Consider the following 22,202-nt stretch of genomic DNA (forward strand, 5'->3'; position numbering starts at 1 on the left):
TGCGCCGACCACGGGATCGAGCATCGTCTGATCCGGCCGAAACGGCCGCAGACCAACGGAATGGTGGAGCGCTTCAACGGCCGCATCGCCGACTTGCTGCGGACCCGGCGCTTCGGCTCGGGAGAGCATCTGAAGGACACCCTCCAGGACTACCAGCGCCTGTACAACCATCAGATCGGGCAGAAGGCGCTGGGGCACCGAACGCCGGTTGAGACACTCAAGGCCTGGCAACAGGAACGCCCCGATTTATTTCGTAAACGTGTATACAATCAGCCGGGACCCGACAGGTACTCGTGCGCGATACCACCGGTGGTGCCAACATGACCGACACTTCCGACGTCCGCAGGCCGGGCTTCGTCGCCCACATGGCGACGGTCTTCATCAACGCCCTCAACGACAACTTCTTCCGCCTCGTCGTCATCTTCATCGCCCTGCGCGAGTTCGTTGCCGAGGGCGAAGGCACGTTCTATTACAGCCTGGTCGGGTTCGTGTTCCTGCTGCCGTTCGTGCTGTTCTCGCCGTGGGCCGGTTACATCGCCGACCGCTACAGCAAGAAGGCGGTGATCATCGCCACCCGCTCGGCCGAGGCCGTGGTGCTGCTGACCGCCGCGCTCATGCTGATTATCGACTACTTCCCCGGACTGCTGGTGACCGTGTTCCTGATGGGTCTGCAGAGCACCTTCTTCAGCCCGGTGAAGTTCGGCATCCTCCCGGAGATCGTGCGCTACGCGCAGCTGTCGCGCGCGAACGGGCATATCCAGCTGTGGACCTTCCTGGCGATCATCCTCGGCACCGCGCTGGCCGGCTTCGTGATGGAGTTCGCCGGCGAGGCGCTGTGGATCCCGGCGGTGGTGGTCGTGGCGCTGTCGCTCACCGGTCTGATCACCAGCTTCTTCGTCACCCCCACCCGTGCGATCAACAATCCGGCGCCCTTCCGGCTGGACCCGTTCGCCACCGTGGTGCAGTCGATCGCCGAGATCCGGCCGCAGCGGGTGCTGTTCCTGGTGGTCCTCGGCATCGCGTGGTTCTGGGCCCTGGGCACGTCGTACCAGCTCAACGTCCCGCTGTTCGCCGAGCTGCACCTGGGCCTGGGCGAGCTGGCCACCGGCATCATCCTGACGACCCTGGCCCTGGGCATCGGCACCGGCAGCATCCTCGCCGGCTATCTGTCGCGCGGCAGCATCGCCATGCACCACGCCCCGGCCGGCATGATCGCGGCCGCCCTGATCAGCGCGTTGCTGTTTTTCACGACCGACAGTTACCCGGCCACCCTGGTGCTGATGGCCCTGCTCGGCGTTGCCTCCGGTTTCTTCATCGTGCCGATCACTGCCTACCTGCAGGGCCACAGCCCGGAGGAACGGCGCGGGCGTTTCATCGCCGCGAGCAACTTCCTGTCGTTCGGGGCGATGCTGCTGGCACCGGTGCTGTTCTGGGGGCTCACCGGCCCGGCCGGGGCCAGTCCCGGCCAGGTGTTCATCATCGGCGGAGCCGCCTCGCTGCTGGTCGGGCTCGCGGCCCTGCGCCTGTACCGCCGCCACCGCGCGGAGGCGGATGCCTGACCCCCGAAGGCCCCGGCCGCGCGACCGAACCCCAGCATCCGGTGCGAACGTCTATCTTCGAAGGAAGAACTTGCCAGAGGGGCGAACCCGGGAGGCCATCATGAGCAACAACATGGCCGATGTAACCATTCACATCGACGAGACCATCGACGCCGAGGCCCGCGAACGCATCCAGGACGAGCTGCGCGGGATGAGCGGCGTGATGGCGGCATCCAGCCACGAGGAGAAGCCGCACCTGGTCGTGGTCGAATACGACCCGGAGCGGATCAACAGCCATCGCCTGCTCGACACGGTCACCGCCAGCGGCGTGCACGCCCAGCTGATCGGCCTGTAGTCGGCGGCAAGCCTTTCAGGCTCACGAGGCTCACGGACGGTGGCGGCTCGCCCCGTCGGTCACCCCGCCGGCGATCATGTGCGCGACGCGCAGCGCCTCCGGCAGGTGGCTGTGGACGCGCTGGTCCTCCAGCAGCTGCCGCGCCGCTTCGGGTTCGATCCCGCAGCGCTGGACATGGACCCCCGCCAGCGGTTCCATCGCGCCGGCGGCCTCGATCAGCCGCCACTTGCGGGCCCCTCCGGGGACATGGTCGAGCAACGCCCGTCGAACGGCCTCCATGTCGGGTTGCCGGCGTGCCACGACCATCACGGGCAGGCCGGTCCGTTCGTGCAGGGCCTGCAGGTCCACCACGTTGAAGCCGGCAAAGGCGATCCCCTGCAGCAGGATCGCGTGCAGCTGCGGGGCGAACGGGCTGTCCAGCACGCATGCGGCCAGACGTTTGGTTGCATTGGCGCCGTCGCGCCGCACCCGGCTCGACACTACGCCGTCCAGCCGCGTGCCGGCGAACACCGCGCCCACCACCAGCACGTCGCCACGATACGTCCGCGCGAACGGCGCATCATCAAAACCCGCCACGTGCGATAGATGTCCCGGCATGCGTATCCCCGTTTGCCCGCGCCGTCGTACAGCTCCACGTTCTCATACACACGAAGCCCAGCAGAAGGAGGCTCCCGATGGACCCGGATCAGGTCACGGTATTTGGCGGCACCGGCTTTCTCGGCCGCATGATCGTGTACCAGCTGCTCGATGCCGGGCACGCCGTGCGCATCGCCTCCCGCCGCCCCGCACTACCGGCCGACCTGCAACGGCATGACCGGGTGGAACACTGCAGCGCCGACATCCGCAACGATGACGACGTGGCCAGGGCCGTGGCGGGTTCGCGTGGTGCGGTGAATGCCGTCAGCCTGTACGTGGAGCAGCGCGACCTGCGCTTCACCACCATCCACGTGGAGGGGGCCGCCCGGCTCGCCCGGGCGGCGAGCGAGGCCGGCCTGGAACACCTGGTGCACATCTCCGGCATCGGCGCCGATCCCGCCTCGCGTTCGGCATACATCCGAGCGCGGGGCGAAGGCGAGGCCGCGGTGACCACCGAGTTCCGCGACGCCCTGATGGTGCGGCCCAGCGTGCTGTTCGGCCCGGGCGATGCGTTCCTGCGCAACCTCGCGACCCTCGCGCGGCTGCCGATGGTGCCGCTGTTCGGCCGCGGCGACACCCGCCTGCAACCGGTGCACGTGGCGGATGTCGCGCAGGCCGTGGCCACCCTGTTCAACGAACCGCCGGCCGGACACCGGGTGTTCGAGCTCGGCGGTCCGGACATCCTGACTTACCGCCAGATCGTGAACCAGGTGCTGGAGCACCTGGGACAGCCGCGGGTGTTCGTGCCGGTACCGTTTTTCCTCTGGCACCTCGCCGCCGGGCTGACCTCATGGCTGCCCCGCGCACCCCTGACCCGGGACCAGATCTACCTCATGCAGCAGGACACGGTTACCGACAGCACCTGCGCGACCTTCGCCGACCTCGGCATCACGCCGCGTTCACTGGAGGCCTCCCTGCCCGAATGCCTGCCGACGAATCAGACGAACTAGTCGCAGCTACAGGCTGTGGGTGGCGAGGTTCTGCGAGAGCAGGCCTTCCCACAGGGAACCGACCCGTGCGAGATGGTGGCGCGCGATGGCCTCGGCGCGGGGCGCCAGGGCCGCGGCCTGTTCCGCGGATTCCGCGCGCAGGCGGATATCGGCGATCTGCGGCTGGTCCACCGGCATGCCGATCTGGCTGACCAGCACCACCTGCGCATCCGACACTTCGTCGATCTCCGCCACGATCGCCTCGGCGATATGGGTGGCCGTCACGTTGTACAGCTTGCCGACGTGGGTAATCGGGTTCTTGCCGGCGAAGGATTCGATGGTCATCGGACGCGACGGGGTGATCAGCCCGTTGGCCCGATTGCCGCGCCCGGTCTGGCCGTCGTCACCGGCCTCGGCCGAAGTGCCGGTGACCGTCAGGTACACGCTGTCCGCGTCGGGGTCGTCGGCGGTATTCACCGCCACGTCCGGCTCGCGGCCCAGGGCCTCGGTGGCCACGCGCCGCACCTGCCGGGTCGCATCGGAACGCGCGGCCAGATAGGCGTCCGCGTCTTCCAGCGGCGCCCCGATGAAGGCGCAGGCCACCGTCAGGGATACGTCCTCGCCGCTGCGCACCCCCATCACCTTGACGTCCTGACCACGCGCCGGCGGCGCCTCCGACCACAGGCTCATGTCCGCCGCGAACACCGCCCGCTCCAGCGGGCTCAGGGGCGCATAACCCACCCCCAGCGAGGTATCGTTCGCCAGCTGCGGCACGCCATCCCGACGCTGGCGCTCGAACAGCTCCACCAGATCCTGCGATCCGGGACGGATCAGCGAGTGCACCCGCACGTGGCGCTCGACATCCAGCGCCGGCATGTGGGCGGCCAGCCATGCACGGCAGGCCTCCACCGCCAGCTCGTCCACCGCCACGGTCGCGCCGCGATACTCGCGGGTGGCCCGCCCGGCAATGTACAGCTCGATCGGCTCGTCCACCTCGCCCCCGCCGAAGGCCGGGCGGGCGGCGCCGCCGCGCAGCAGGACCTTGTCCACGTTGTGGTGCAGCACGAAGTCGAAGCGCTCGCGGTATTCGCGCGACAGCGCCAGGCTTACCTCCTCCGCCAGCGCATCACACAGCGTGTCCGGATGCCCCAGTCCCTTGCGCTCCACCACCTCGACAGGCTGCAGGCCCGCGGGCCGGCCCTCGAGTTCACTGACCATGATCTTCACGCTTCCCCCCTCCGGCGACGGTCGTGACGGCGATCTTCTCACTGGTGGCCGGCCGTCGCCACATGCAGGCCACAGCCGACCTGCCCCGCGATCCTGCGCGGTTTCAGTCGCTGCGCGGCTGCGGCGGAACGGCTTTCGCCTGCAGACTCGAATGGACGCTCAGCCCCGTCACGGTCAGCAGGATCAGCGCCATGCCGAAGATCTGGACCGCCGCCAGGGATTCATCCAGGAACACCACACCGAACAGCGACGCGGTCACCGGCTCGACCATGGCCACGATGGAGGCCACCGCCGGCGCCGTGTAGTTCAGACCGACGATGTAGAAGATGAACGAAAGGCCGGCGCCCAGCACGCCGAGGATCAGGAACAACGGCCAGCTCGAGGTACTCAGCACGTCCACCATCTGCCCCGGATCACCCAGCGAGAAAAGGATGAGGACCAGGACCGCGAACGCGATCACCAGGATCGCCTGCGGGCTGCCATGGGGCGCGGCAAACTTGAAACCGAAGATGAACACCGCATAGGAAAGACCGGAGGCCAGACCGGCACCCGCGGCGATCAGGGTCACGTCCCCGGCGCCGATGTCGTAGATCCCGGTCAGCAGCACCACGCCCAGCAGGACCATGACGATCGCCACCCACTTGAACAGCGTGGGCCGCTCAAGCCCCAGCGCAAACGAAACCAGGTACACGAACACCGGCGCGCAGTACATCAGCGTCGCGGCCACGGCCACGCTGCCTTCCGCGATACTCAGGAAGTAGAAGGTGAAGTTGCCGGCCACGCCCAGGCCGGCCACCGCCGACCAGAGCCACATGCGACCGCTCGCCAGTCCGCTGCCCTGCGGACGCAACGCCAGCCAGGCGAGCACGAACAGCAACCCGATCGCCCCGCGATAGAACGACACCACCACGGGATCCCAGCCCTGCCCCGTAAGAATGCCGCCGATCCCGCCGGATAACCCCCATGAAAACGCCGCCAGCACGACGAGCAGGGTGCTCAGCCCGGCCAGTTTTTCGTTCGTAAGGGATTTCAGCGGGTTCGGTGAGGCATTGGGCATTCACTATCCTTTCATCGGTCGATGATGCGGGAAAACAAGGGACGTAAGTGTAACAGCCCCTCGCAAACTGCCCCGGCGCATCCACTCGATGTGGGAGAACACCCGGGCGCTGCCCCTGCCCTTGCTCGCCACGGACGACCTCGATCAGCGTGTTGAGGGCATCGCTGGCGGTGACGGGATCGGAGTTCTCCGTGCCCCCCTCACATTCCTTGCCGCCGACCGCGCAGGACGCACGGGTGTGTGACCTGCGTCGATTGCCGCACCCGAGGGGAAGGCCTAACGTCACAGGTGAGCACCCATCCCCCTGTGTGCTCGGCGCCCCGTCCTCTCCCGGAGGTCGGGGCGTTTTCGGTTGCGAGCGTCCGGACCGTGAAGAGGCCGCACTTCCGGGCGGCACACGGCGAACTCAGACATTCGGCTGATGGAAAGGCCCCACCGCTTCGCTATCTTCCGAAGTACACGCATGTACATTCGGGAGATTCGCCATGAACACCACCACCGAACAGAAGATCATCGCCGCAACCTCGGCGGTGGCCCGGCTCACCGCCCTGCACCACTGGCTGGGCGATCCCGCCGATGCACCCGGGCATATTTTGCCGGCGCCGGTGGTCCATGCCTGGGCCAAACGCGGCGAGCCGGGGAGCCAGCACGAGGCCCTGGCCGGGGCGATCGGACGCGGCTGGATCCGGGTCACCCCCGATGGCTATTGCCTCACGAGGGACGGTCTCGCCGCGCTGCAGACCTTCGTGCCGCATTTTCGCCGCCTGGCCCGCCAGGACGCCGAAGACCGCCGCCCCGGGCACCGCACCCACCCGCTTCTGAGCGGCGACGCAACGGCGTGAGCGCAACCGAGAATGTGAGGCAATGCGACCTGCATCAAACTGCCCTCCATACGTTCAACCCTCGAGCCGATGACCCTGTTTGCACGAGCGCCGCGGGGCTGTTCCGATGGACCAACGTTGTACGGTCTGTGGCTGGACTGCATGGTTCGGACCACCGGAGCCGCGGATGAAAAGCCGCCTGATTATCGCCGCCCTGACGATTGCCACGCTGCTCGCCGCACCGGCCCTGCAGGGCGCGGAGAAACAGCCCGAGCGGCCGAGCATCGGTCTCGCACTCGGCTCCGGTGGCGCCGGGGGGCTGGCCCATATCGCCATCCTGCAGGTCTTCGACGACCTGGGCATCGAACCCGACCACATCAGCGGCACCAGCATCGGGGCGGTGATTGGCGGGCTGTACGCGGCCGGCCTCAGCGCCGAGGAGATCCTGGACGTCTTCGACGACTTCGGTGGCTCGCGCATCGATGCCCTTTCCGGGCTGGTTGAGTCCGATGTGCAACTCACCGAGCTGATCCCGCTGCGCCTCGGGCGCAACGCCGTGCTCGACTCAAGCGAATTCCTCGAATTCCTCGCCAAACACACCGATGCCCGGACTTTTGACGATCTGCGCATCCCCCTGTCGGTGGTGGCCACCGACTACTGGAGCGGCGAACCGGTGGTCCTCCACGAGGGCGAACTGTTCACCGCGATCGAGGCGAGCATGGCCGTCCCCGGCCTGTTCGAACCGGTGCCGCAGGGCGACGACCGGCTGCTGATCGACGGCGGCACGTCCAACCCGCTCCCCTGGAATCTGCTGCAGGAAGAGCACGACTTCGTGATCGCCGTCGACGTCTCCGCCAGCCGCAAACAGACCCCCAACGATCCACCGGGCCTGACCGATCTGCTGTTCACCACCTTCAGCATCATGCAGCGCTCGCAGATCCGCCACATGCGCGAACACGACCCGCCCGATCTCTTCCTCGAGGCCGGCAGCGCGGGCATCCGCCTGCTCGACTTCAACCGGGTCGAGGAGATCGTGGAAAAGGCGCAGCCCAGCGCCGAAAAGCTGCGCGAGGCACTCGAGACCCGGCTCGATCCACCCGCGCAGACAAGCCCGTAGGCGGCCTGCCCGACTGCAGCGCGGCCGGGCTCAGATATGCCGGGAGAAATCCCCGTAGCGGCAATGACCAAGCAGGTTGCGAAACGCCGGGCCGTCCAGCCGAATCAGCGAGACGTGGTCACCCCCCTCCACATAGATCCTGTCCTGCGCCGCGAGCGATTCATCCAGGAGGACCTCCAGACCCCATGCGGTACCCAGCGCCGGCACTGCCCCGTGTTCGCAGTCCGGGAACACCGACCGCACCTCCTCTTCGGTCGCCAGCCCCACATGCTCCCCGAGCATGTAGTGCAGCTTGCCGAACTGCAGCCGGCGCGTGGCCGGCAGGACCGCCAGCATGTAATGGCCGGCATCCTCCACCAGCACACCCTTGGTCAGTTCATCGCCGGGTACGTGGGCGGCCTCGGCCGTACGGCTGGCGGAATCCGCACGCGGATGGCCCACAACGTCATAATTCACGTCCCGCTCGTCGAGAAATTCCTGCAATGTAGTGCTGATCGTCATCGTTCTGCCCCTCTCGCCGCGGCCGGGTCACGCAAACGCGGATCCATGCCTTCAATCCGAGGATAGACAGACAAATGGCACCGGACTCGCCGCTGTCCGAAACCGGGTGCCCGCCGGGGTCCTTCGGCAGGCTGCCCCGGTGAGGAAAGGTCAGTTTTCGAGCTGCCGCTTCAGGTGATTCAGCGTCTCGCAGTGCTCGTGCTGCGGACTGAAGAGGATGATCTCGGCGTCCTCCTCCACCCGGAGGGTGTGCCCGGGCGGCCAGTAGAAGAGATCCCCGGCGGCTACCGCCTCCTCGCTACCATCGCGGTAGGTCATGATCAGGCGACCCTGAATCATGTAACCCCAGTGGGGTGACTGGCAGAGATCCTCCTTCAAACCGTGGAGCAGCGGGGTGATGTCGGTGCCCGCATCCAGCGAGAAATACTCCCCCGTCATCTCCGTGTAACCGGACGCGTCGCCGAACTCCAGGGCCTGACGCGCGACGGCCCCCGGGGCACTGAACACCTCGGGCACTTCGGACTTCGCGATGCGCATGATCTGCCTCCTTCCCGTCCAGCGGGGCTTGCTTCCAGACCACAAGGCCTTGCATGGAGTCTAGAAGGGTCCGCGGCCCTGTCCACGCGGGGGACCGCGGACTGTGACTGCGTCCCGACTCTGTGGGTGACGCGCCCGGGCGGCAACGCATGGATTGCCCCATACTCCCGAGGCAGCAAGTCCGGACTGACGGGAGAAGGGCATGCTTCGCATCGCGGCTGTGCTGTTGCTGGGCCTTGGGATCTTCGCCGGCTGGATCGCCGCGCAGAGCTGGGAGGCCATGCGCGTACTCCAGGACATCGAGGCCGGCGCGGGGCCGAGCGCGCTGAAGGAGCGCACCCCCGAGCCCGCGCGCGAAACGCTTGCGCTCGCGACGGACGAAGGTGACATCGCGGCCGACCTGTACCATCCCCGGCAGGAGGTGGGCGCGCGCATCGTCCTGGTACCGGGCTTTACGCCACAGGGCAAGGACGACCCGCGGCTGGTGCAGCTCGCCCATACGCTGGCGCGGGCGCGCTTTCTGGTGCTGGTGCCCGACCTGCAGGGCTCGAGAGCGCTCAGCGTGCGCCGCGAGGATGCCGCAGCCATCGGTGATGCCGCCGCCCTGCTCGCCCGCCTGGAGGTGGAGCGCGCACCGGACGAACAGGACGTGGGGGTCGCCGCCATCTCCTACGGCGTGGGCCTGGCCGTGCTGGCTACACTCAAGCCGGAGGGAAAGGAAACCATCGACTTCCTGGTCGGGATCGGCGGCTACTACGACACCGGGAACGTCATCACCTTCGCCACCACCGGGGCCTACCGGGAACCCGGCTCGAACCGGTGGCAGACGCGCACGCCCGACCCGCTGGCAAAATGGCTCTTCCTGTGGGGCAACCTGCATGTGCTCGATGACCGCGCGGACCGCGCGCTACTCGACGAAATCGCCCGCCGGCGCGCCGCCGACCCCGAGGCCCCCATCGACGACCTGAGCGACCCGCTCGGCGTCGAGGGCCGAAGCCTGCTGGCGCTGATCCTGAACGACGACCGCGAGCGCGTAACGCAGCTGCTGGATGACCTGCCGGCCGGCGCGCGGGAAGCCATCGAGTCCTGGTCCCTCGCCGAGCACGATCTCTCGCATCTTTCCGGCCGCGCCCTCCTGATCCACGGCCGGGACGACACGATGATCCCGCATACCGAAAGCACGCGCCTCGCCCGTGCCATCGGGGACACCGACCTGCACCGGATCGACGGCTTCTCCCACATCGACCCGCATGGCGTCGGGCTCATCGGCCAGTGGCGGCTCCTGCGCGCGATGACGAACCTGCTGGCATGGCGCGACGATGGCGCCGTACACTCCGAAAACCGAACCCCGCGAACCGAGGACTTGCCATGAAGGGCTTCACGAAACCGTTGCTGATGCTCGCGCTGTTCCTGCCGCTGCTGGCCGCGCCCGCGCACGCCCTGGACGGCGACACGATCGACCGCTGGCTGGCGGCGACCCAGGAACTCAACGAGTGGAGCGCGCAGCAGCCCGAGGTGCAGGAACCGGCGATGGGCGCGCAGGACGACGAAGCCTCGATGGCGGAGATTCGCCAGGCCATCGAAGAGGTGGCGCGCATGGAGCAGGAGGTGGAGGAGATCGCCGCCCGTAACGGCTTCGACAGCAGCCACGAACTGACCGAGATCGGCTCGCAGATCTTCAACGCCCGGCATGCGCTGGAGATGGAGCGCCGGCTCCCGGAAATGGAGCGCGAGCTGGACGAAAGCCTGCAGCGCATCGAGGACGATCCGGACATGCCGGCGGAACAGAAGGCGACCATGCGCGACGCCCTGGAGCAGCAGCGCGAGATGCTGCACAACGTCGCGCCCGACGTGCCCGAGCAGGACATGGAGGCGGTGCGCAGCCGCGAGGACGAGCTGGAGGCCCTGTTCAGCAACTGATACCCCCCTTGTTTGGAGGGGGCACATCTCCGGGGACGGTGCCATATTGATCCTGTTGAGAATGCAACAGGACCGTCCGGATCCAGGAGATGTTCGATGCCCGCGAAGACCCGTTTCCGCAGCCGTTCGCTGGTGCTGGCCCTCGGCCTGCCCGCACTGGCGATCCCCGCGTTCACCGCTTCGGCGGATGAGTCGCCGATCCAGCTCGAACCCCTCGTCCTCGACGGCGGGGGCGATCACTACCGCTACGGCGTCCTGACCGACATCCAGGGCGACGAGATCCGCTGGACGGTGACCCAGGGCCCGGAGATCACCCGCATCCATCCCGACGAGGACTACCGTTCCGGCCTCGGCGGGCGCGAGGACCTGTTCACCGGCCCCGCCCTGGATGGCGAGTTGTATCGCAAGGAGCAGGAGCTGGGGGTTCTGCTGCCGGTGTTCGAAGGCGAACAGGTGGAGCCGCCGCACACGTTCCAGGACATGTTCGACAACCAGCGGCGAGTGGAAGAATACCGCGTACACGTGGCCGAAACCGGCGAGACGCGCGAGATCGCCGGGGAGACGGCACAGGGCTACCGCCTGGCCGCGGTCACCGAGATGACCAACCTCGACAGCGACGATGAAGAGGCCCTGTTCTCCGTGAACCACGGAACGGTGTGGGTGTACGAGGACGAGCCCTTCTCGTCGGCGCTGCTGCAGCTGAGCCCCGGCATGTTCCGCATGGCCATCGGACCCAACGTCCCGAACGGCCTCGAGGCCCATTACCTCCACACCTTCGGCGAGGCCCTGGAACCGCTCGGCATGCCGGCCGGCCTGCAGCTTCAGGGCTTCCACACCTCCGCCGACACCCTGGAAACCATGGAGGCCCAGGACTGGGCGCTTGAAGAAGACCAGTCACCCGGCCAGGCCTCGGGCATCGCCTACCGGATCGAGGTCACCGAATTCAGCGACGACGCCGACGCACCGGATTACGCCGCCCTGCAGGAGTACCCGCGCGCCGGCGCGGCCGCCTTCGAATACCTCCGCACCCCGCCCGTGCTGGCCGACATGCTGGATGCCTGCATCCCACTGCCCGCGGACATGCCCCGCGACGAGCTGGCGGCGATGCTGGACGAGCAGGCGACCTTCGACGGGGCCCTGGAAGGAGCCCACTCGGGAGCACTGCTCGGGCAGGCGGCCTGGGGCGGCCAGGAAGATCCGCAGCGAGGCGACGGCTTCGCTCTGGTCGTGGAGGCCTTCCTGCCGGAGCTCGAGACCGCCGCCTGCATGATCTTCACCCGGGTGGGCGCGGGCGTTCCCGATGACACCGCCACCCTCGAGATCGCCGACCCGCGCAGCACCGAGGCCGAAGGCCGGCTGGCCGCGCACCTGCTGGTGGGGGATGTCAGCGAACCCGGCGACATCACCTTCCTGACCGTCGGCCAGGGCCTGAGCGGAGAGGTCCGGCTGGATACCGCCGACCCGGACGGCACGTTCCACGGCCACCTGGACGTGGAAGGCATCGCCACCCCGCTGGACGACCTGGGTGCCAGCGACGCGTTCCGCCTCGAGGGCGAGTTCTCGGCGATGCAGTACTGGGACCGCGTACCCGTCGCCCGCTGAGGCCCCGGACGTCCACATGCAAGAACCGGCCGAGGAATAAGCGCCCGGGCGGGACCGGCCGGCCCTGCCCGGGCCCCGGTCCCGCCCGCCTTCAGCCCTTCAGCGCCGCGATGGCCCGGACCGTGTTCTCCTTCACCGGGCGCGGGCGCTCCGGGCGGAAGCGGCGGATGTAGTCCACCAGCTCCGGCCCCGTCAGCACCGGTACCGACAGCTCGCCCGAACGCCCCAGCGACACCTCCGGGTGCGTGAACAGCACGATCGGCTGGATCCAGCGCTTGGCCTTGCGGCCCTTCAGGTACTCGCTCAGCAGCCACACCTGCTTCTTCACCTGGCGCACCGGGTTGCGCATCTGCTTGGTATAACGACTGCCGCGCCGCCCGGTCTTGCTCACCGTCCACTGCGAGGCCTGCTCGTCGCAGTCGATGGCCCCGCTGTTGTGCTTCACCTCGATCACGAACAGCGCCTCCGGCCCCGCCACCACCAGATCCGCCTCCGCCACACCCGTGGGCGAACGCTCGTCCGGCAGGTCCACCTGGCTGAAGACCGTGAACGAGTCGGGCAGCTCCGCCAGATATTCCAGCGCCGCATCCTCGCCGCGCGCGCCCGCCTCGATCACCGCGCTGCCACCCACCAGGCCCACCAGCGCGGCCACCCCCGCCAGCGTCACCAGCCCCACCAGCGGATGCACGAAGAACGCCCCCAGCGCCACCGGCAACCCCAGGAGCAGCACCAGGTTGCGCCCGCGCCTCTGGATCGCCTGCGACTCTTCAGTCAGCCGGTTTGCAGTGACGTAGCGAGTGTCTGCCATGGATGCCCTAGCCTGCCAACGTCCGGGATCAACCGCGCACTTTAACCCGTCGGCCCTGTAACAGGGCGTGGCGTACCCCTTTGCAGTCGCCCCCTATGGCCACTCCGTGCCGCGCGGGTTGCTAGCGCTTGACCTCCATGTGGATTTCGATGGTGCGCAGGAGCTTCTGGCGGTCGATCCAGCCGATGGCCCGGCCGGATTCCTCCAGCACTGGGATCTGGTTGAGGTTGTGCTCACTCATGAGCCGCAGGATGTCCTCGGCCTGCGTATCCGGCCCGACATGGCTCAGCGAATCCGCGGGGGTCATGATATCAGCGATCCGGGTGGTCACCCACTGCTCCCGCGGCACCTTGCGGCTGTCACTCAGGGTCACCAGCCCCTGCACCCGCTCCGGCTCGCCGACCAGAAACGAACGCCACCCGCCCGGCAGAACGCCCTGGTCGATCCACTCCTGGATGGATGCATCCGGACTGTCGAAAGGCGGCTCCGGATCGGCCAGATCCCGCGCCCGCACATCCACCAGCCGCTCGCGCATCTCGTACATCCGCCCCTGCCCTTCGGCCATGGTCAGCAGGAACCAGGCGATGAGCATGATCCAGACGCCACCGATCAGGTTGCCGATCACCAGGAGGTTCCAGAAGCCGAAGCCGAACAGGAGATACGCCACCATCCGACCGCCCCAGACGGCGGCATCCACCGCCCTGCGCGGGTCGCCGGTGACCTTCCACACCAGCGCGCGGAACACCCGCCCCCCGTCCAGCGGAAAACCGGGGATGAGATTGAATATCGCCACCACCAGATTGATGAATGCCAGCCAGCCCATGACCACCGACACCGGTTCGTACCAGCCGGCGGTGACCAGCGCGAGCCCCCCGAAGATCAACGCCAGGGCCACACTGACCGCCGGCCCGGCGATGGCGATCCAGAACTCGTCTTCCGCGCGCTCGGCATCCCCGCCCATCTGGGCCAGCCCGCCGAAGATGAACAAGGTGATGGAATCCACCGGAACGCCCCGCCGGATGGCCACCACGCTGTGGCCCAGCTCATGAGCCAGGATGGACACGAAGAACAGCAGGGCCGTCACCGCCGCGGTGCCCACCACCATCGGCAGGGTCCACTCCGGAAACTGGTAGTGGAAGCCGGTGCTCATGGCCGTCAGCAGCAACAGCAGGATGAACACCCAGCTCACGTGGATCTGGATGCGGATGCCGCTGATGTGGCCGAGGACCAGGACCCTCTTGAACATACTTCCACTCCTTGCAGTGGGCGCGGCCCCGTGTCGAGCTGCCGGAACCACCTGACGCCCATTATGTGGCCCCGCAGCACCTCCCGGACAGGGGAACTCGACGCAGGCCCGAGGCGGAGCACGACAACCGACTGCATCCGCCGGCATTACCCCGTTCCAGTCCTCCGCACTCGCGGCCGGTGGCATCCCGACTTTGACGGGGACCCTGCCACATCGGGGTCTATCGGGTTGATTATGCCGGCCATGCCGCTGGTGCAGACGCTGGGGGTGGGAGGCCCCTCATGGCGGTTGCTAAGTGACACCTGCCCGGTTTCGCGGTCCGCCTGTCTTGTCCGGGGGTGAACAGCAAAGTGATCGATACACATCGTGCGCCCGGGGATTGCCTCAGTTCGGCAACCCGGATCCGCTGCTTCTCTTGCACGCGGTGGGCATCGGCCGATGATCCGAGACCTTCGGCAGGTGTCCTCGCCGGCCACACGTTCCGCGCGCCGTTTACTTCACCTTTTCCGCAGGTTACCTTTCACCCCGTCATGGCCGAACAGCGGTCACCCGACGGCAGCCCCGGGCCCACCCCTGGCCCGGTGGTCGCAGGCCATACACCGCGTACAAGGACGCCCCACCCATGATGCTCTCCCGGCTTCGGCGATGGTTCACTCGCGCGCGAGACAACAGCCAGCCGGCCCCCGGCCGCGCACCGAAGTCGGACGCCCGCGAAGGCACTGCCAGCAGCGACGCAGTGCGAGGAGGCGACGGCACGGAACCGCTCCTCTCGGAACGGGAACTCTCCTCACGGTACTGCGCCGGACTGTTCGCCACCCGACACCAGTCCGAAGGCTCGCCCGGCCCCGAGGAGCGCGCCTGGCTGCGCGAGCATCGAGAACGGGTCATGGAGGATCCCACCGCATTCACCGCCAGGGTGCCGCGGCTTCCCCGGATCGTGCCCCGGCTCATGGCCACCCTGCGCGGTCCCGAGCAATACGGATCGAAAGAGATCGCGAAGATGGTCGAAAGCGATCCCGTTCTGGCCGGCAACATGCTCAAGGTCGTCAACAGTCCGTCCGTACGACCGAACCGCAAGGAGATTGTGAGCATCGAGCAGGCCCTGACGATTCTGGGCAACCGGGGCATGCGCGAAGTGGTAGCCGCCGCCATCATCAGTCCCATCGCTCAATTCGGGCAGGATCGTCGCCTGAACTCGGAAGGCCTGTGGCAGATCTGGCCGGAGACGCTGCAAACCGCCATGAACGTGAAGGTCGGCGCCCGGCACATCGGCGGCGGGGTCGAAGGGTTCGCGCTCCATCTCTCGGCCCTGACTCACAGCAGCGGACTCATGGTTCTGCTGCGCAACCTGGACACCCTCGAGGTTCCCACGGTGTCATCCGGGTTCATCGACGAGCTGGAAAGCCTCGCACGAAATGCCTCCGTCGCCATCGCGCAGCACTGGGATTTCGACGAAGACAGCGTCCGCATGCTGCAGGGCTGGGCCGATTCCGATCGCTCGACCCTCGAAACCGCGCTGCTGATCGATGCCATCGGTTTTACCCGGATCAGCAACCTCTGCAGGCGCGGTGAGCTGGGATCCAGCTCCTGCCAGGCCTACCTCGACGCCCTGCCGCGCTTCGCGAACGAGTGGAAAACCTCCCCCTCGGAGCCCGGCTAGACAGGCCCGGCACTTCCCGGGACGGGCTTCGTCATCAGGACCCAGTGGCCGGAATGCCGACAACCGGGCCAGGGCAACAGCGGCCTGCGCGCCACGTCGGCATAACCGAGCCGCTCGTAAAGCCGCCGTGCACCCCGGTTTTCTTCCGCCACGATCAGGCTGAGCACTTCCGCGCCGCTCCCGGCCGCCACCTCCTCCGCGCGCTGCATCAATGCGCTTCCCACGCCGCGGCCGCGCCAGGCCGGATCGGCCGCCACGGCGTTCACGTACCAGGACCCCGGGGCCAGCGCCTCCAGCTCCAGCAACGGACGCACCACGACCGGGGCCTCGCTCAACGGCTCGACGTCATGCGGATCGGGCAGACGGTACCCGAGCAGCATCCCGAAGACCTCGTCCCCGATCTCGGCCACATGGGCATTCACGTAACTGAAGCCGCCGTCTGTCCCGCTTACGGTGCGCGCCCCGAACTCCAGGGGATCCCCCTCCGGACCGGCGGACTCCCGCCACAGATACATCGGAATCCCCTCGCCTGCGAAGTCCATGAGCTCCGCCAGTCGCCGCGCATCCCCGATCTCTGCCGCACGTATCTTCAGATCCATCTCGCATCCCCTCCCTGCGCCCCAGAGATCCCTTCCCCGCGACAGAACGACGTCGCTCAGTACGCAGGGCTGCTACGGCGACGCCCCCGATACACCCGGCCCCACAAAGTCGGCGAACCGGACTCCAACAGAGCCCTCTGCCTGCGACACCGCCGCGTGGCATGCCGGCCGTGCCCCGTTCTCTTAACTGGAGGATAGCCCACAGACGGGCGCCCCCACCCGCCCGAGATGAACCGCGCACCTTGACGCGTCGGCCTTATTGCAGGGCCCTGGTCCCGCGGCACGCGGGATACTGCGAGCAGCCCCAGAACTCCTGGCCGGCGCCGGCACCCTTGCGCGCCTTTCGTTTCACCATCGCACTGCCGCATTTCGGACAAACGGGTGCCGCCGGCGCCGAGTGGCGCTCCCGCAGACCCTCCACGTGCGCCCGGCGGGTGTGGCGCGAACGCTCGAGGCATCAGGCCCCGCCAGTGTCACCAGCCCCACCAGCGGATGCACGAAGAACGCCCCGAGCGCCACCGGCAAGCCCAGGAGCAGCGCCAGGTTGCGCCCGCGCCTCTGGATCGCCTGCGACTCCTCGGTCAGACGGTTTTGCGGTGATGTAGCGGGTATCAGCCATGGGTACGGAAGCAACCCCTATTGTCTGGGCGGGTCAGCTGCGCTTGCAGTTATGCTAAGACCCAACGGTGTTCTGGCGCCAAGGCAGCACGGCATCAAGCAGGTTGCTGATTCACCCCCGCCTTCAAGGCGTCCGTATGCTTTCGAACACGCGCAGTTCGACATCCGGCGCATCGGGATCCAGCGGCGCCACCACGCGAAGTTCCAGCTCCGAGCTTGCGCCCGGAGCCAGCGCGGGCACGATGGGGCGTAGCCCGTCTGGCCCGGGAAAGATCTCCGCCACCGAGACCCGCCAGTCGGAACCGAAGACGGACCGTACCTCCGGGTGCCTGACTCGTCCTGCCCCCACCAGTACGGGCTCGGCCTCAGCGGAGAAACCGATGACCAGATGGAGGGGGCCGACCAGCGCCATGTCGGAGTGGTTGGTCATCCGGACGGTCTGACGAAGCGCAAAGCCACCGGACGGCCCCGGTTCGCGAGTGTCCCCGACTTCAAAGGTCACCTGATCGGTCACATCGACAGGCGTGGAATCCGCCTCGTCTTCATCCGAAACACGAACGCCGATCCACTGCGTGGCCGCGCCCGCACGGATCTCCACGGCACTGGCGCCGGGCGCGCGAGACCTCAGTGCCCAGCGATCCCCCTCGGGCGCTCGCACGACCTCCACGACCGAGGCGTCCGTGACACGCACGCGGCTCCCCCGGCCCGGTCGGGACAGGTTCGAACGGGTGCCCGGGAACGTCCGCCCGTGCAACTCCAGCGTTCGTGTCTCGTCTGGGCTCAGGTAAAGCCCGTTGGGGCGCACTTCGAGAGATCGGGGCTGACCGAGAACACTCAACGCCGCGAGTCCCGGCCGGGTGGCAAGGGGCTCCTCGAGTGCCCGACGAACCTCCCCGGTCCCGGCGCTCGAACTCGACCGCACCGCGTCCGCCACCGGGAAATGCGCGCCCCAGCCGAGAGTGCCCGCGACCAGCGCCACGCCGAGCAGAGCAGGACCACCGGAGCCCCGGGGACGCAACATGAGCCCCACAAGCCCCGCCAGCAGCAGGGCCGGCCATGGCCATCCTCCGAAAAGCGTCCCCATTTTCAGGCCCAGGTCGCCCAGCCACCCCGCGGGGATCCCCAGCGCGGCCCGGACCCAGAAAAGCCCCGTGAGCAGAAAACCCGCCAGCCCGACGGCCAGCAGCAGCCGGACTCCCGTAGCGTTCGTCAGAGCGGGGGCCAATCGCCGGCCCTGCCAGGCATTCGCCAGAGCAAGCCCCCAGGCGCAGGCGACCAGAACAACGACCCCCCATCCCCACCGACCCCAGATTTCGGCCGGAGGCAGCGCCACGAGGAGCAGGATACCCCCGCTCGCTACCGCAAACGCACTCCATCCGGGCGCACCCGCGCGCCCCCGGGCTGGCCCCGTCGTCACCTCTGCGCGACCCACCAGACACCCCCCCCACAAGAAAAGAATCAATGCCGAAATCACGGGTATCATCCTTCCCACGGTCGGACACAGGCCAGCGCCCAGATGTTTTGCGGCCAGGGCCACACAAGTGAAACCGCAGTAGCCGGTTCCTTACCATGAGGATACTTGCTTTTACCTTGGGGGTACTCGAATCACATCGAAGCCAACAGCGTCCGGAGCTAGTCGAAGGGAGATTGCCAGGCGAAGACCGCCGACTCGGCTTTCCCGGGTCGCCTCAGACACAGATGCAGTTCCTGGTCATTGCGCCATTGCATGGCGTAGACGGCGCCGCTGAGCAGTTGCACGGGCTCGGCGTCGACAGCCGTCAGCCAAGTATGCGACAGCCCACCCCAGCTTCCGCGCAACTCGCGAACCACGTAGGCAAGCTGCGTCTGATCGGGTGACCAGGCGTGATCGGATACCATCAGCGAGCGCGTACTCCAGCGAACGGGTCGGTGTTCACCCAGCACGCGGCCACCCGATAGTTCCAGCCTGATCAGGCGCGGATCCACCTTCTTGACTTGCACCTTGCCGAGTTGAGTCCAGTCATCCCAATACGAATACGGCGCCTGAAATCGCCAGTGACCGATGTCTTCGGCACCACATGCAGCGGTATCGGCACGTTCCATTCGATCGGGCCGGTCAAGGTCGATTGCGTGAACCACAGCCGGTGGCTGCTGGCCACGCGGTTTCACTCTCAACGATGCGGAGGACTGCTGCACGGGCGTCGCCTCGTTGGCGTCGGGAGGCAACACACCGGTCAGGAGGCGTTGTCCATCACGACTCCAGCAAAGCTTGTCGATTCGCGGTGCGGCGGTTGCCGCGTCGCCGCTGCTGTCGCGCCCATCGGGTTCCGGCAGATGGCGGATGCCAGTGTCCAGATCCAGCAAGGCCAGCCGATGTTCGGGAGGGGCATTTTCACCGCGATTGGTCCACAGCCAGAACGCCAACCATTGCCCATCGGGCGAATAACTCAGCGGCAGATGGTCGCCGCAATCGATGCCCTCGGTGCCGGCTACCATCTCACCGCCGGTGCTGGCAGGTTCGATGTTCGGGTGACATCCTGCCAGGCTAACAACCAGCAAACCGACCAGTACCAGCCCCGCCAACGCCCGTTCGAAACACTGCACAGACCCCCCCCCCCCAGAGCCCCCGACCGCAAAGCCGCCCTGAACGGCATGCCAGACTCTCAATAACAGCTGGCTCAGTTATTTCCAGGGCGGCTCAGCTGCGTCTGTAGACCTGCTTACGATGACCGACCTTCACAACCGTCACGACCAGGAGGTCATCCACCACTTCGTAAATAATTCGGTACACGCCTTGCCGGATGCGGTAGCGCTCCTGTCCCGAGAGCTTTTCACTGCCGACCGGACGGGGATCATCCTGCAGCGCCTCCATGCGCTGAAGAATGCGAGCCACATCTTTGTTCGGGATTGAACGAAGGTCTTTGGCAACGGACTTCTTGAATACAAGCCTATATCTTTCCATGAGCCTTCAAATCATCGAGCAGGGCCTCATAGCTCATGGTTGGCTCGGAGACCCGCTCCTCGAACGCCGCCAGATCTTCCTGATCCTCGGCCAATGCCGCACGAACCGCCTCGTTGACGATATCCGACAAGGAACGATTCGTATGCGCAGCCTTCAGCCGCAGCGCCGCATGCAACTGAGGATCGAAATAAACCGTCGAACGTTTCGGTGTCTCGCTCATGGAGCTCCTCCACACAACCACACCAAGAGGTTTTAGCGTCAAGACATCAAAACGTCAAGACATCAAGCGCTGCCACATTGCGGACAACCGGGTGCCACCAGCGCCGCGTGACGCTCCCGCAAACCCTCCACGTACGCCCGTCGGGTCTGGCGCAACGGGTTCTGAAGCCGGAACGACCGCCGGTAGATCTTCCGGGTCCACTGGGCCTGAAGCTTACCGCCGAAGATCCAGCCCCCGCATGTTCTTCGTCTCGATGACGAAGATGCCGAACCGCGACACCAGCACATAAGCGATCTGCGTGGTGCCGACCGCGGTCTACAAGGCCCATGGCCCCCAGCCGCATGGCAGAGGAGGCAGCATTCATGGCTTGCCCTCCTTCCTGATCCGCTCCTCCAGCGCCTCCAGCTCCTGCAAGTCCTCGGCATCGGCCTCCAGTGCCTCGTCTCTGCGCCGCCGGGACCTTCAGGCGCTGGTCGTCCATGACGAAGCCCTTGACCAGGTACTCCTCCAGATGGGCGGTGGCCCACTGGCGGAACTGGGTGCCACGGGGCGGAACGCACCCGGTAGCCGACGGCCAGGATCATCGGCAGGCTGTAGACACTCACCTTGCGCCGCACCTGGCGCGCCCCTTCCTGACGAACTATTAAGTTTTCCTTAATAGTTGCCTCGGCGGACAGCTCGCCGCTCTCCAGGATGTTCCTGACGTGGGTGTTGATCGGGTCACGCGCCGGATTGGAGCCAAGAAGCGGCGGAAAATCGGTCGCTGTGTAGCCGGTGGTTATGTTTCGTCATCATCAAGGTCGGACATACGCAATAGCTGACTACTGCGACGCACAGTGAGAATATCAATCTGATCCTTGACGCTATAAATCACCCGGTACGCTCCAAATATCAACTCCCTTATGCGAGGTGATCCCACCTCCGGAACCATGCGTCCACTTTTGGGGAAATCAGCTAACCGCTCTACTGCGGCAAATAAATCATCAACCCACCGTACCGCAGCATCCGGACTATCTTCTGAAATATACCGCGCCATGTCCTCGACACGCTCCAGCGCAAGCGGGGACCAGACGATCTTCATTGGGTCAGCCCATTCAAAACCCGCCCCTTCGCATCTTCATGCTCTGTACCATCCCCGGAGGCTATTTGTTCTTCCGCCTTGTACACCTCTTCGAGTATTTCCAGACGTTCTTGCATCTTCTCGTACTCGTGAACATCCACCAGTACTGCAACGCCACGACCCCTTTGTGTCAGCACCATAGGACGACGGGTTTCATGGAGCTGCTTTACGAATGTGGCCACCCCTGCACGAAATTCAGACAGAGGACGGATATCTTCATCGACTCGAACCCTTGACATGGAAACCACCCAGTACATTTTGGCGTACGTTTAAGAGTACAGCCTTGCCTGAAGGCAAACAAGGTATCCGACGGAAGGAACAGCCGGGCTCAAGAGTCCCCGCAGTAGAACTACCCGATCACCCGCCCCTCCCGCACCCCACGCGCATACGCCTCCATGAAATGGTCGCTGACGAGGCGCCAGCGGGCGCGGGTCTTGCCGGGGAACAGGCGCAGCGTAAGCGTCCAGCGAAATACATTCTTCCTCCCTGGCGGCGCTGGCCGGATGATGGTGCCGAACCCAGTGGGAGAGGAGCGGCATCATGGGATGGCGCCAGCGCAGTCGGAGCGAGTGGCAGGAGTTGGTGTCGGGCTGGGAGCGTAGCGGTCTGACCCAGGAAGTGTACTGTGCCCGGCACGGGATCTCGGTTGGCAGTCTGCAGCGCTGGCGGCGGCTGTTGGATGCGGAAGCGGCGAGGCCGCGGGCGGAAGGGAGCGCCGCGACCGAGTTCGTGCCGGTGACGCTGGTGGGT

Annotated in this window: 24 protein-coding genes and 5 pseudogenes; 11 read left to right on the top strand and 18 right to left on the bottom strand. The window is 66.6% G+C overall.

Annotated elements, in window-relative coordinates:
- From F620_RS14440 to F620_RS0112755, 3 genes are all read left to right on the top strand, one after another.
- Positions 1 to 324: integrase core domain-containing protein (locus F620_RS14440; protein WP_019570852.1), on the top strand; the 324-nt coding region annotated here is incomplete at its 5' end.
- Positions 321 to 1,559 (top strand): MFS transporter, encoded by a 1,239-nt coding sequence (locus F620_RS0112750; protein WP_019570853.1) that lies wholly within the window; start codon positions 321 to 323, stop codon positions 1,557 to 1,559. The genes F620_RS14440 and F620_RS0112750, both read left to right, overlap by 4 nt.
- Before the next feature lie 100 nt (positions 1,560 to 1,659).
- A complete protein-coding gene (locus F620_RS0112755; protein WP_018871019.1) occupies positions 1,660 to 1,893 on the top strand; it encodes a hypothetical protein in 234 nt (77 codons plus the stop codon).
- A gap of 30 nt (positions 1,894 to 1,923) precedes the next feature.
- On the opposite strand, the gene F620_RS0112760 is transcribed toward F620_RS0112755, so the two are convergent.
- Positions 1,924 to 2,490 carry a DUF99 family protein gene (locus F620_RS0112760; RefSeq protein ID WP_026331467.1) on the bottom strand — a complete coding sequence of 189 codons (567 nt, stop codon included), beginning with the start codon at positions 2,488 to 2,490 and terminating at the stop codon, positions 1,924 to 1,926.
- 77 nt (positions 2,491 to 2,567) lie between these two features.
- Here F620_RS0112760 and F620_RS0112765 point away from each other — a divergent pair, with 77 nt between their 5' ends.
- A complete protein-coding gene (locus F620_RS0112765; RefSeq protein WP_019570855.1) occupies positions 2,568 to 3,479 on the top strand; it encodes a complex I NDUFA9 subunit family protein in 912 nt (303 codons plus the stop codon).
- Positions 3,480 to 3,485: 6 nt separating this feature from the next.
- On the opposite strand, the gene F620_RS0112770 is transcribed toward F620_RS0112765, so the two are convergent.
- Both F620_RS0112770 and F620_RS0112775 read right to left on the bottom strand, forming a co-directional pair.
- The gene (locus F620_RS0112770) at positions 3,486 to 4,685 is read right to left on the bottom strand and encodes a methionine adenosyltransferase (protein WP_019570856.1); all 1,200 of its coding nucleotides are present in this window, start codon (positions 4,683 to 4,685) and stop codon (positions 3,486 to 3,488) included.
- A 103-nt stretch (positions 4,686 to 4,788) separates the two neighbouring features.
- Entirely contained in the window at positions 4,789 to 5,742 is a 954-nt protein-coding gene (locus F620_RS0112775) for a DMT family transporter (RefSeq protein ID WP_019570857.1), read from the bottom strand.
- Positions 5,743 to 6,227: 485 nt separating this feature from the next.
- On the opposite strand from F620_RS0112775, the gene F620_RS0112785 reads away from it, so the two are divergent.
- Entirely contained in the window at positions 6,228 to 6,584 is a 357-nt protein-coding gene (locus F620_RS0112785) for a hypothetical protein (RefSeq protein ID WP_018871025.1), read from the top strand.
- A gap of 166 nt (positions 6,585 to 6,750) precedes the next feature.
- Positions 6,751 to 7,680, top strand: a complete 930-nt coding sequence (locus F620_RS0112790) for a patatin-like phospholipase family protein (protein ID WP_019570858.1) — start codon at positions 6,751 to 6,753, stop codon at positions 7,678 to 7,680.
- A 30-nt stretch (positions 7,681 to 7,710) separates the two neighbouring features.
- Here F620_RS0112790 and F620_RS0112795 read toward each other — a convergent pair whose 3' ends face one another.
- Both F620_RS0112795 and F620_RS0112800 read right to left on the bottom strand, forming a co-directional pair.
- The gene (locus F620_RS0112795; protein WP_026300911.1) at positions 7,711 to 8,181 is read right to left on the bottom strand and encodes an aminoacyl-tRNA deacylase; all 471 of its coding nucleotides are present in this window, start codon (positions 8,179 to 8,181) and stop codon (positions 7,711 to 7,713) included.
- A 150-nt stretch (positions 8,182 to 8,331) separates the two neighbouring features.
- Entirely contained in the window at positions 8,332 to 8,718 is a 387-nt protein-coding gene (locus F620_RS0112800; RefSeq protein ID WP_019570859.1) for a hypothetical protein, read from the bottom strand.
- Positions 8,719 to 8,920: 202 nt separating this feature from the next.
- Between F620_RS0112800 and F620_RS0112805 the strand changes: the two genes are divergently transcribed.
- From F620_RS0112805 to F620_RS0112815, 3 genes are all read left to right on the top strand, one after another.
- Positions 8,921 to 10,090 carry a S9 family peptidase gene (locus tag F620_RS0112805; protein WP_019570860.1) on the top strand — a complete coding sequence of 390 codons (1,170 nt, stop codon included), beginning with the start codon at positions 8,921 to 8,923 and terminating at the stop codon, positions 10,088 to 10,090.
- Positions 10,087 to 10,638 (top strand): hypothetical protein, encoded by a 552-nt coding sequence (locus F620_RS0112810; protein ID WP_019570861.1) that lies wholly within the window; start codon positions 10,087 to 10,089, stop codon positions 10,636 to 10,638. The genes F620_RS0112805 and F620_RS0112810 overlap by 4 nt, the downstream gene beginning before the upstream one ends.
- Positions 10,639 to 10,734: 96 nt before the next feature.
- Positions 10,735 to 12,240 carry a hypothetical protein gene (locus F620_RS0112815; protein WP_019570862.1) on the top strand — a complete coding sequence of 502 codons (1,506 nt, stop codon included), beginning with the start codon at positions 10,735 to 10,737 and terminating at the stop codon, positions 12,238 to 12,240.
- A 91-nt stretch (positions 12,241 to 12,331) separates the two neighbouring features.
- Here the strand turns inward: F620_RS0112815 and F620_RS0112820 are convergent, their stop codons facing one another.
- Both F620_RS0112820 and F620_RS0112825 read right to left on the bottom strand, forming a co-directional pair.
- Positions 12,332 to 13,048 carry a nuclease-related domain-containing protein gene (locus F620_RS0112820; protein WP_019570863.1) on the bottom strand — a complete coding sequence of 239 codons (717 nt, stop codon included), beginning with the start codon at positions 13,046 to 13,048 and terminating at the stop codon, positions 12,332 to 12,334.
- Between the two features lie 121 nt (positions 13,049 to 13,169).
- Positions 13,170 to 14,294 (bottom strand): site-2 protease family protein, encoded by a 1,125-nt coding sequence (locus F620_RS0112825; protein WP_019570864.1) that lies wholly within the window; start codon positions 14,292 to 14,294, stop codon positions 13,170 to 13,172.
- A gap of 622 nt (positions 14,295 to 14,916) precedes the next feature.
- Between F620_RS0112825 and F620_RS0112830 the strand changes: the two genes are divergently transcribed.
- Positions 14,917 to 15,954 (top strand): HDOD domain-containing protein, encoded by a 1,038-nt coding sequence (locus F620_RS0112830; protein WP_231373904.1) that lies wholly within the window; start codon positions 14,917 to 14,919, stop codon positions 15,952 to 15,954.
- Here the strand turns inward: F620_RS0112830 and F620_RS0112835 are convergent.
- The 11 genes and pseudogenes from F620_RS0112835 to F620_RS14920 form a co-directional block, all read right to left on the bottom strand.
- Positions 15,951 to 16,553 carry a GNAT family N-acetyltransferase gene (locus tag F620_RS0112835; protein WP_019570866.1) on the bottom strand — a complete coding sequence of 201 codons (603 nt, stop codon included), beginning with the start codon at positions 16,551 to 16,553 and terminating at the stop codon, positions 15,951 to 15,953. The two genes, F620_RS0112830 and F620_RS0112835, sit on opposite strands and share 4 nt — an antisense overlap.
- Positions 16,554 to 16,809: 256 nt before the next feature.
- Positions 16,810 to 17,007, bottom strand: a pseudogene (locus F620_RS14900) (topoisomerase DNA-binding C4 zinc finger domain-containing protein); the annotation flags it as partial.
- An 8-nt stretch (positions 17,008 to 17,015) separates the two neighbouring features.
- Positions 17,016 to 17,172: pseudogene (locus tag F620_RS15210) on the bottom strand (NERD domain-containing protein); the annotation flags it as partial.
- 123 nt (positions 17,173 to 17,295) lie between these two features.
- Complete coding sequence (locus F620_RS15535; protein ID WP_231373905.1) at positions 17,296 to 17,862, bottom strand: hypothetical protein; 567 nt, start codon at positions 17,860 to 17,862, stop codon at positions 17,296 to 17,298.
- Between the two features lie 941 nt (positions 17,863 to 18,803).
- Positions 18,804 to 19,754, bottom strand: a complete 951-nt coding sequence (locus F620_RS15540; RefSeq protein WP_231373906.1) for a hypothetical protein — start codon at positions 19,752 to 19,754, stop codon at positions 18,804 to 18,806.
- 94 nt (positions 19,755 to 19,848) lie between these two features.
- Positions 19,849 to 20,112 carry a type II toxin-antitoxin system RelE/ParE family toxin gene (locus tag F620_RS0112850; RefSeq protein ID WP_026279600.1) on the bottom strand — a complete coding sequence of 88 codons (264 nt, stop codon included), beginning with the start codon at positions 20,110 to 20,112 and terminating at the stop codon, positions 19,849 to 19,851.
- A complete protein-coding gene (locus tag F620_RS0112855; protein WP_018871046.1) occupies positions 20,099 to 20,332 on the bottom strand; it encodes a glucose-6-phosphate isomerase in 234 nt (77 codons plus the stop codon). The genes F620_RS0112850 and F620_RS0112855 overlap by 14 nt, the downstream gene beginning before the upstream one ends.
- A gap of 68 nt (positions 20,333 to 20,400) precedes the next feature.
- A pseudogene (locus F620_RS14905) lies at positions 20,401 to 20,647 on the bottom strand (nuclease-related domain-containing protein); the annotation flags it as partial.
- Positions 20,648 to 20,786: 139 nt separating this feature from the next.
- Positions 20,787 to 21,042: pseudogene (rhuM, locus tag F620_RS15675) on the bottom strand (RhuM family protein); the annotation flags it as partial.
- Between the two features lie 68 nt (positions 21,043 to 21,110).
- Complete coding sequence (locus tag F620_RS14915; RefSeq protein ID WP_081621774.1) at positions 21,111 to 21,413, bottom strand: type II toxin-antitoxin system RelE/ParE family toxin; 303 nt, start codon at positions 21,411 to 21,413, stop codon at positions 21,111 to 21,113.
- Complete coding sequence (locus F620_RS14920) at positions 21,410 to 21,691, bottom strand: type II toxin-antitoxin system Phd/YefM family antitoxin (RefSeq protein ID WP_081617444.1); 282 nt, start codon at positions 21,689 to 21,691, stop codon at positions 21,410 to 21,412. The genes F620_RS14915 and F620_RS14920 overlap by 4 nt, the downstream gene beginning before the upstream one ends.
- A 301-nt stretch (positions 21,692 to 21,992) precedes the next feature.
- On the opposite strand from F620_RS14920, the pseudogene F620_RS15550 reads away from it, so the two are divergent.
- Positions 21,993 to 22,202, top strand: a pseudogene (locus F620_RS15550) (IS66 family insertion sequence element accessory protein TnpB); the annotation flags it as partial.

The sequence above is a fragment of the Thioalkalivibrio sp. ALE11 genome (assembly GCF_000381205.1).
Lineage (GTDB): Bacteria > Pseudomonadota > Gammaproteobacteria > Ectothiorhodospirales > Ectothiorhodospiraceae > Thioalkalivibrio.

Coding starts and splice junctions, on each gene's coding strand:
- F620_RS14920 (WP_081617444.1), bottom strand. CDS start 21,691: ATGTCAAGGGTTCGAGTCGATGAAGATATCCGTCCTCTGTCTGAATTT.
- F620_RS0112800 (WP_019570859.1), bottom strand. CDS start 8,718: ATGCGCATCGCGAAGTCCGAAGTGCCCGAGGTGTTCAGTGCCCCGGGG.
- F620_RS0112760 (WP_026331467.1), bottom strand. CDS start 2,490: ATGCCGGGACATCTATCGCACGTGGCGGGTTTTGATGATGCGCCGTTC.
- F620_RS0112830 (WP_231373904.1), top strand. CDS start 14,917: ATGATGCTCTCCCGGCTTCGGCGATGGTTCACTCGCGCGCGAGACAAC.
- F620_RS0112785 (WP_018871025.1), top strand. CDS start 6,228: ATGAACACCACCACCGAACAGAAGATCATCGCCGCAACCTCGGCGGTG.
- F620_RS0112835 (WP_019570866.1), bottom strand. CDS start 16,553: ATGGATCTGAAGATACGTGCGGCAGAGATCGGGGATGCGCGGCGACTG.
- F620_RS0112765 (WP_019570855.1), top strand. CDS start 2,568: ATGGACCCGGATCAGGTCACGGTATTTGGCGGCACCGGCTTTCTCGGC.
- F620_RS0112825 (WP_019570864.1), bottom strand. CDS start 14,294: ATGTTCAAGAGGGTCCTGGTCCTCGGCCACATCAGCGGCATCCGCATC.
- F620_RS0112850 (WP_026279600.1), bottom strand. CDS start 20,112: ATGGAAAGATATAGGCTTGTATTCAAGAAGTCCGTTGCCAAAGACCTT.
- F620_RS0112820 (WP_019570863.1), bottom strand. CDS start 13,048: ATGGCAGACACTCGCTACGTCACTGCAAACCGGCTGACTGAAGAGTCG.
- F620_RS14915 (WP_081621774.1), bottom strand. CDS start 21,413: ATGAAGATCGTCTGGTCCCCGCTTGCGCTGGAGCGTGTCGAGGACATG.
- F620_RS0112750 (WP_019570853.1), top strand. CDS start 321: ATGACCGACACTTCCGACGTCCGCAGGCCGGGCTTCGTCGCCCACATG.
- F620_RS0112855 (WP_018871046.1), bottom strand. CDS start 20,332: ATGAGCGAGACACCGAAACGTTCGACGGTTTATTTCGATCCTCAGTTG.
- F620_RS0112790 (WP_019570858.1), top strand. CDS start 6,751: ATGAAAAGCCGCCTGATTATCGCCGCCCTGACGATTGCCACGCTGCTC.
- F620_RS0112810 (WP_019570861.1), top strand. CDS start 10,087: ATGAAGGGCTTCACGAAACCGTTGCTGATGCTCGCGCTGTTCCTGCCG.
- F620_RS0112815 (WP_019570862.1), top strand. CDS start 10,735: ATGCCCGCGAAGACCCGTTTCCGCAGCCGTTCGCTGGTGCTGGCCCTC.
- F620_RS0112755 (WP_018871019.1), top strand. CDS start 1,660: ATGAGCAACAACATGGCCGATGTAACCATTCACATCGACGAGACCATC.
- F620_RS0112775 (WP_019570857.1), bottom strand. CDS start 5,742: ATGCCCAATGCCTCACCGAACCCGCTGAAATCCCTTACGAACGAAAAA.
- F620_RS0112795 (WP_026300911.1), bottom strand. CDS start 8,181: ATGACGATCAGCACTACATTGCAGGAATTTCTCGACGAGCGGGACGTG.
- F620_RS0112805 (WP_019570860.1), top strand. CDS start 8,921: ATGCTTCGCATCGCGGCTGTGCTGTTGCTGGGCCTTGGGATCTTCGCC.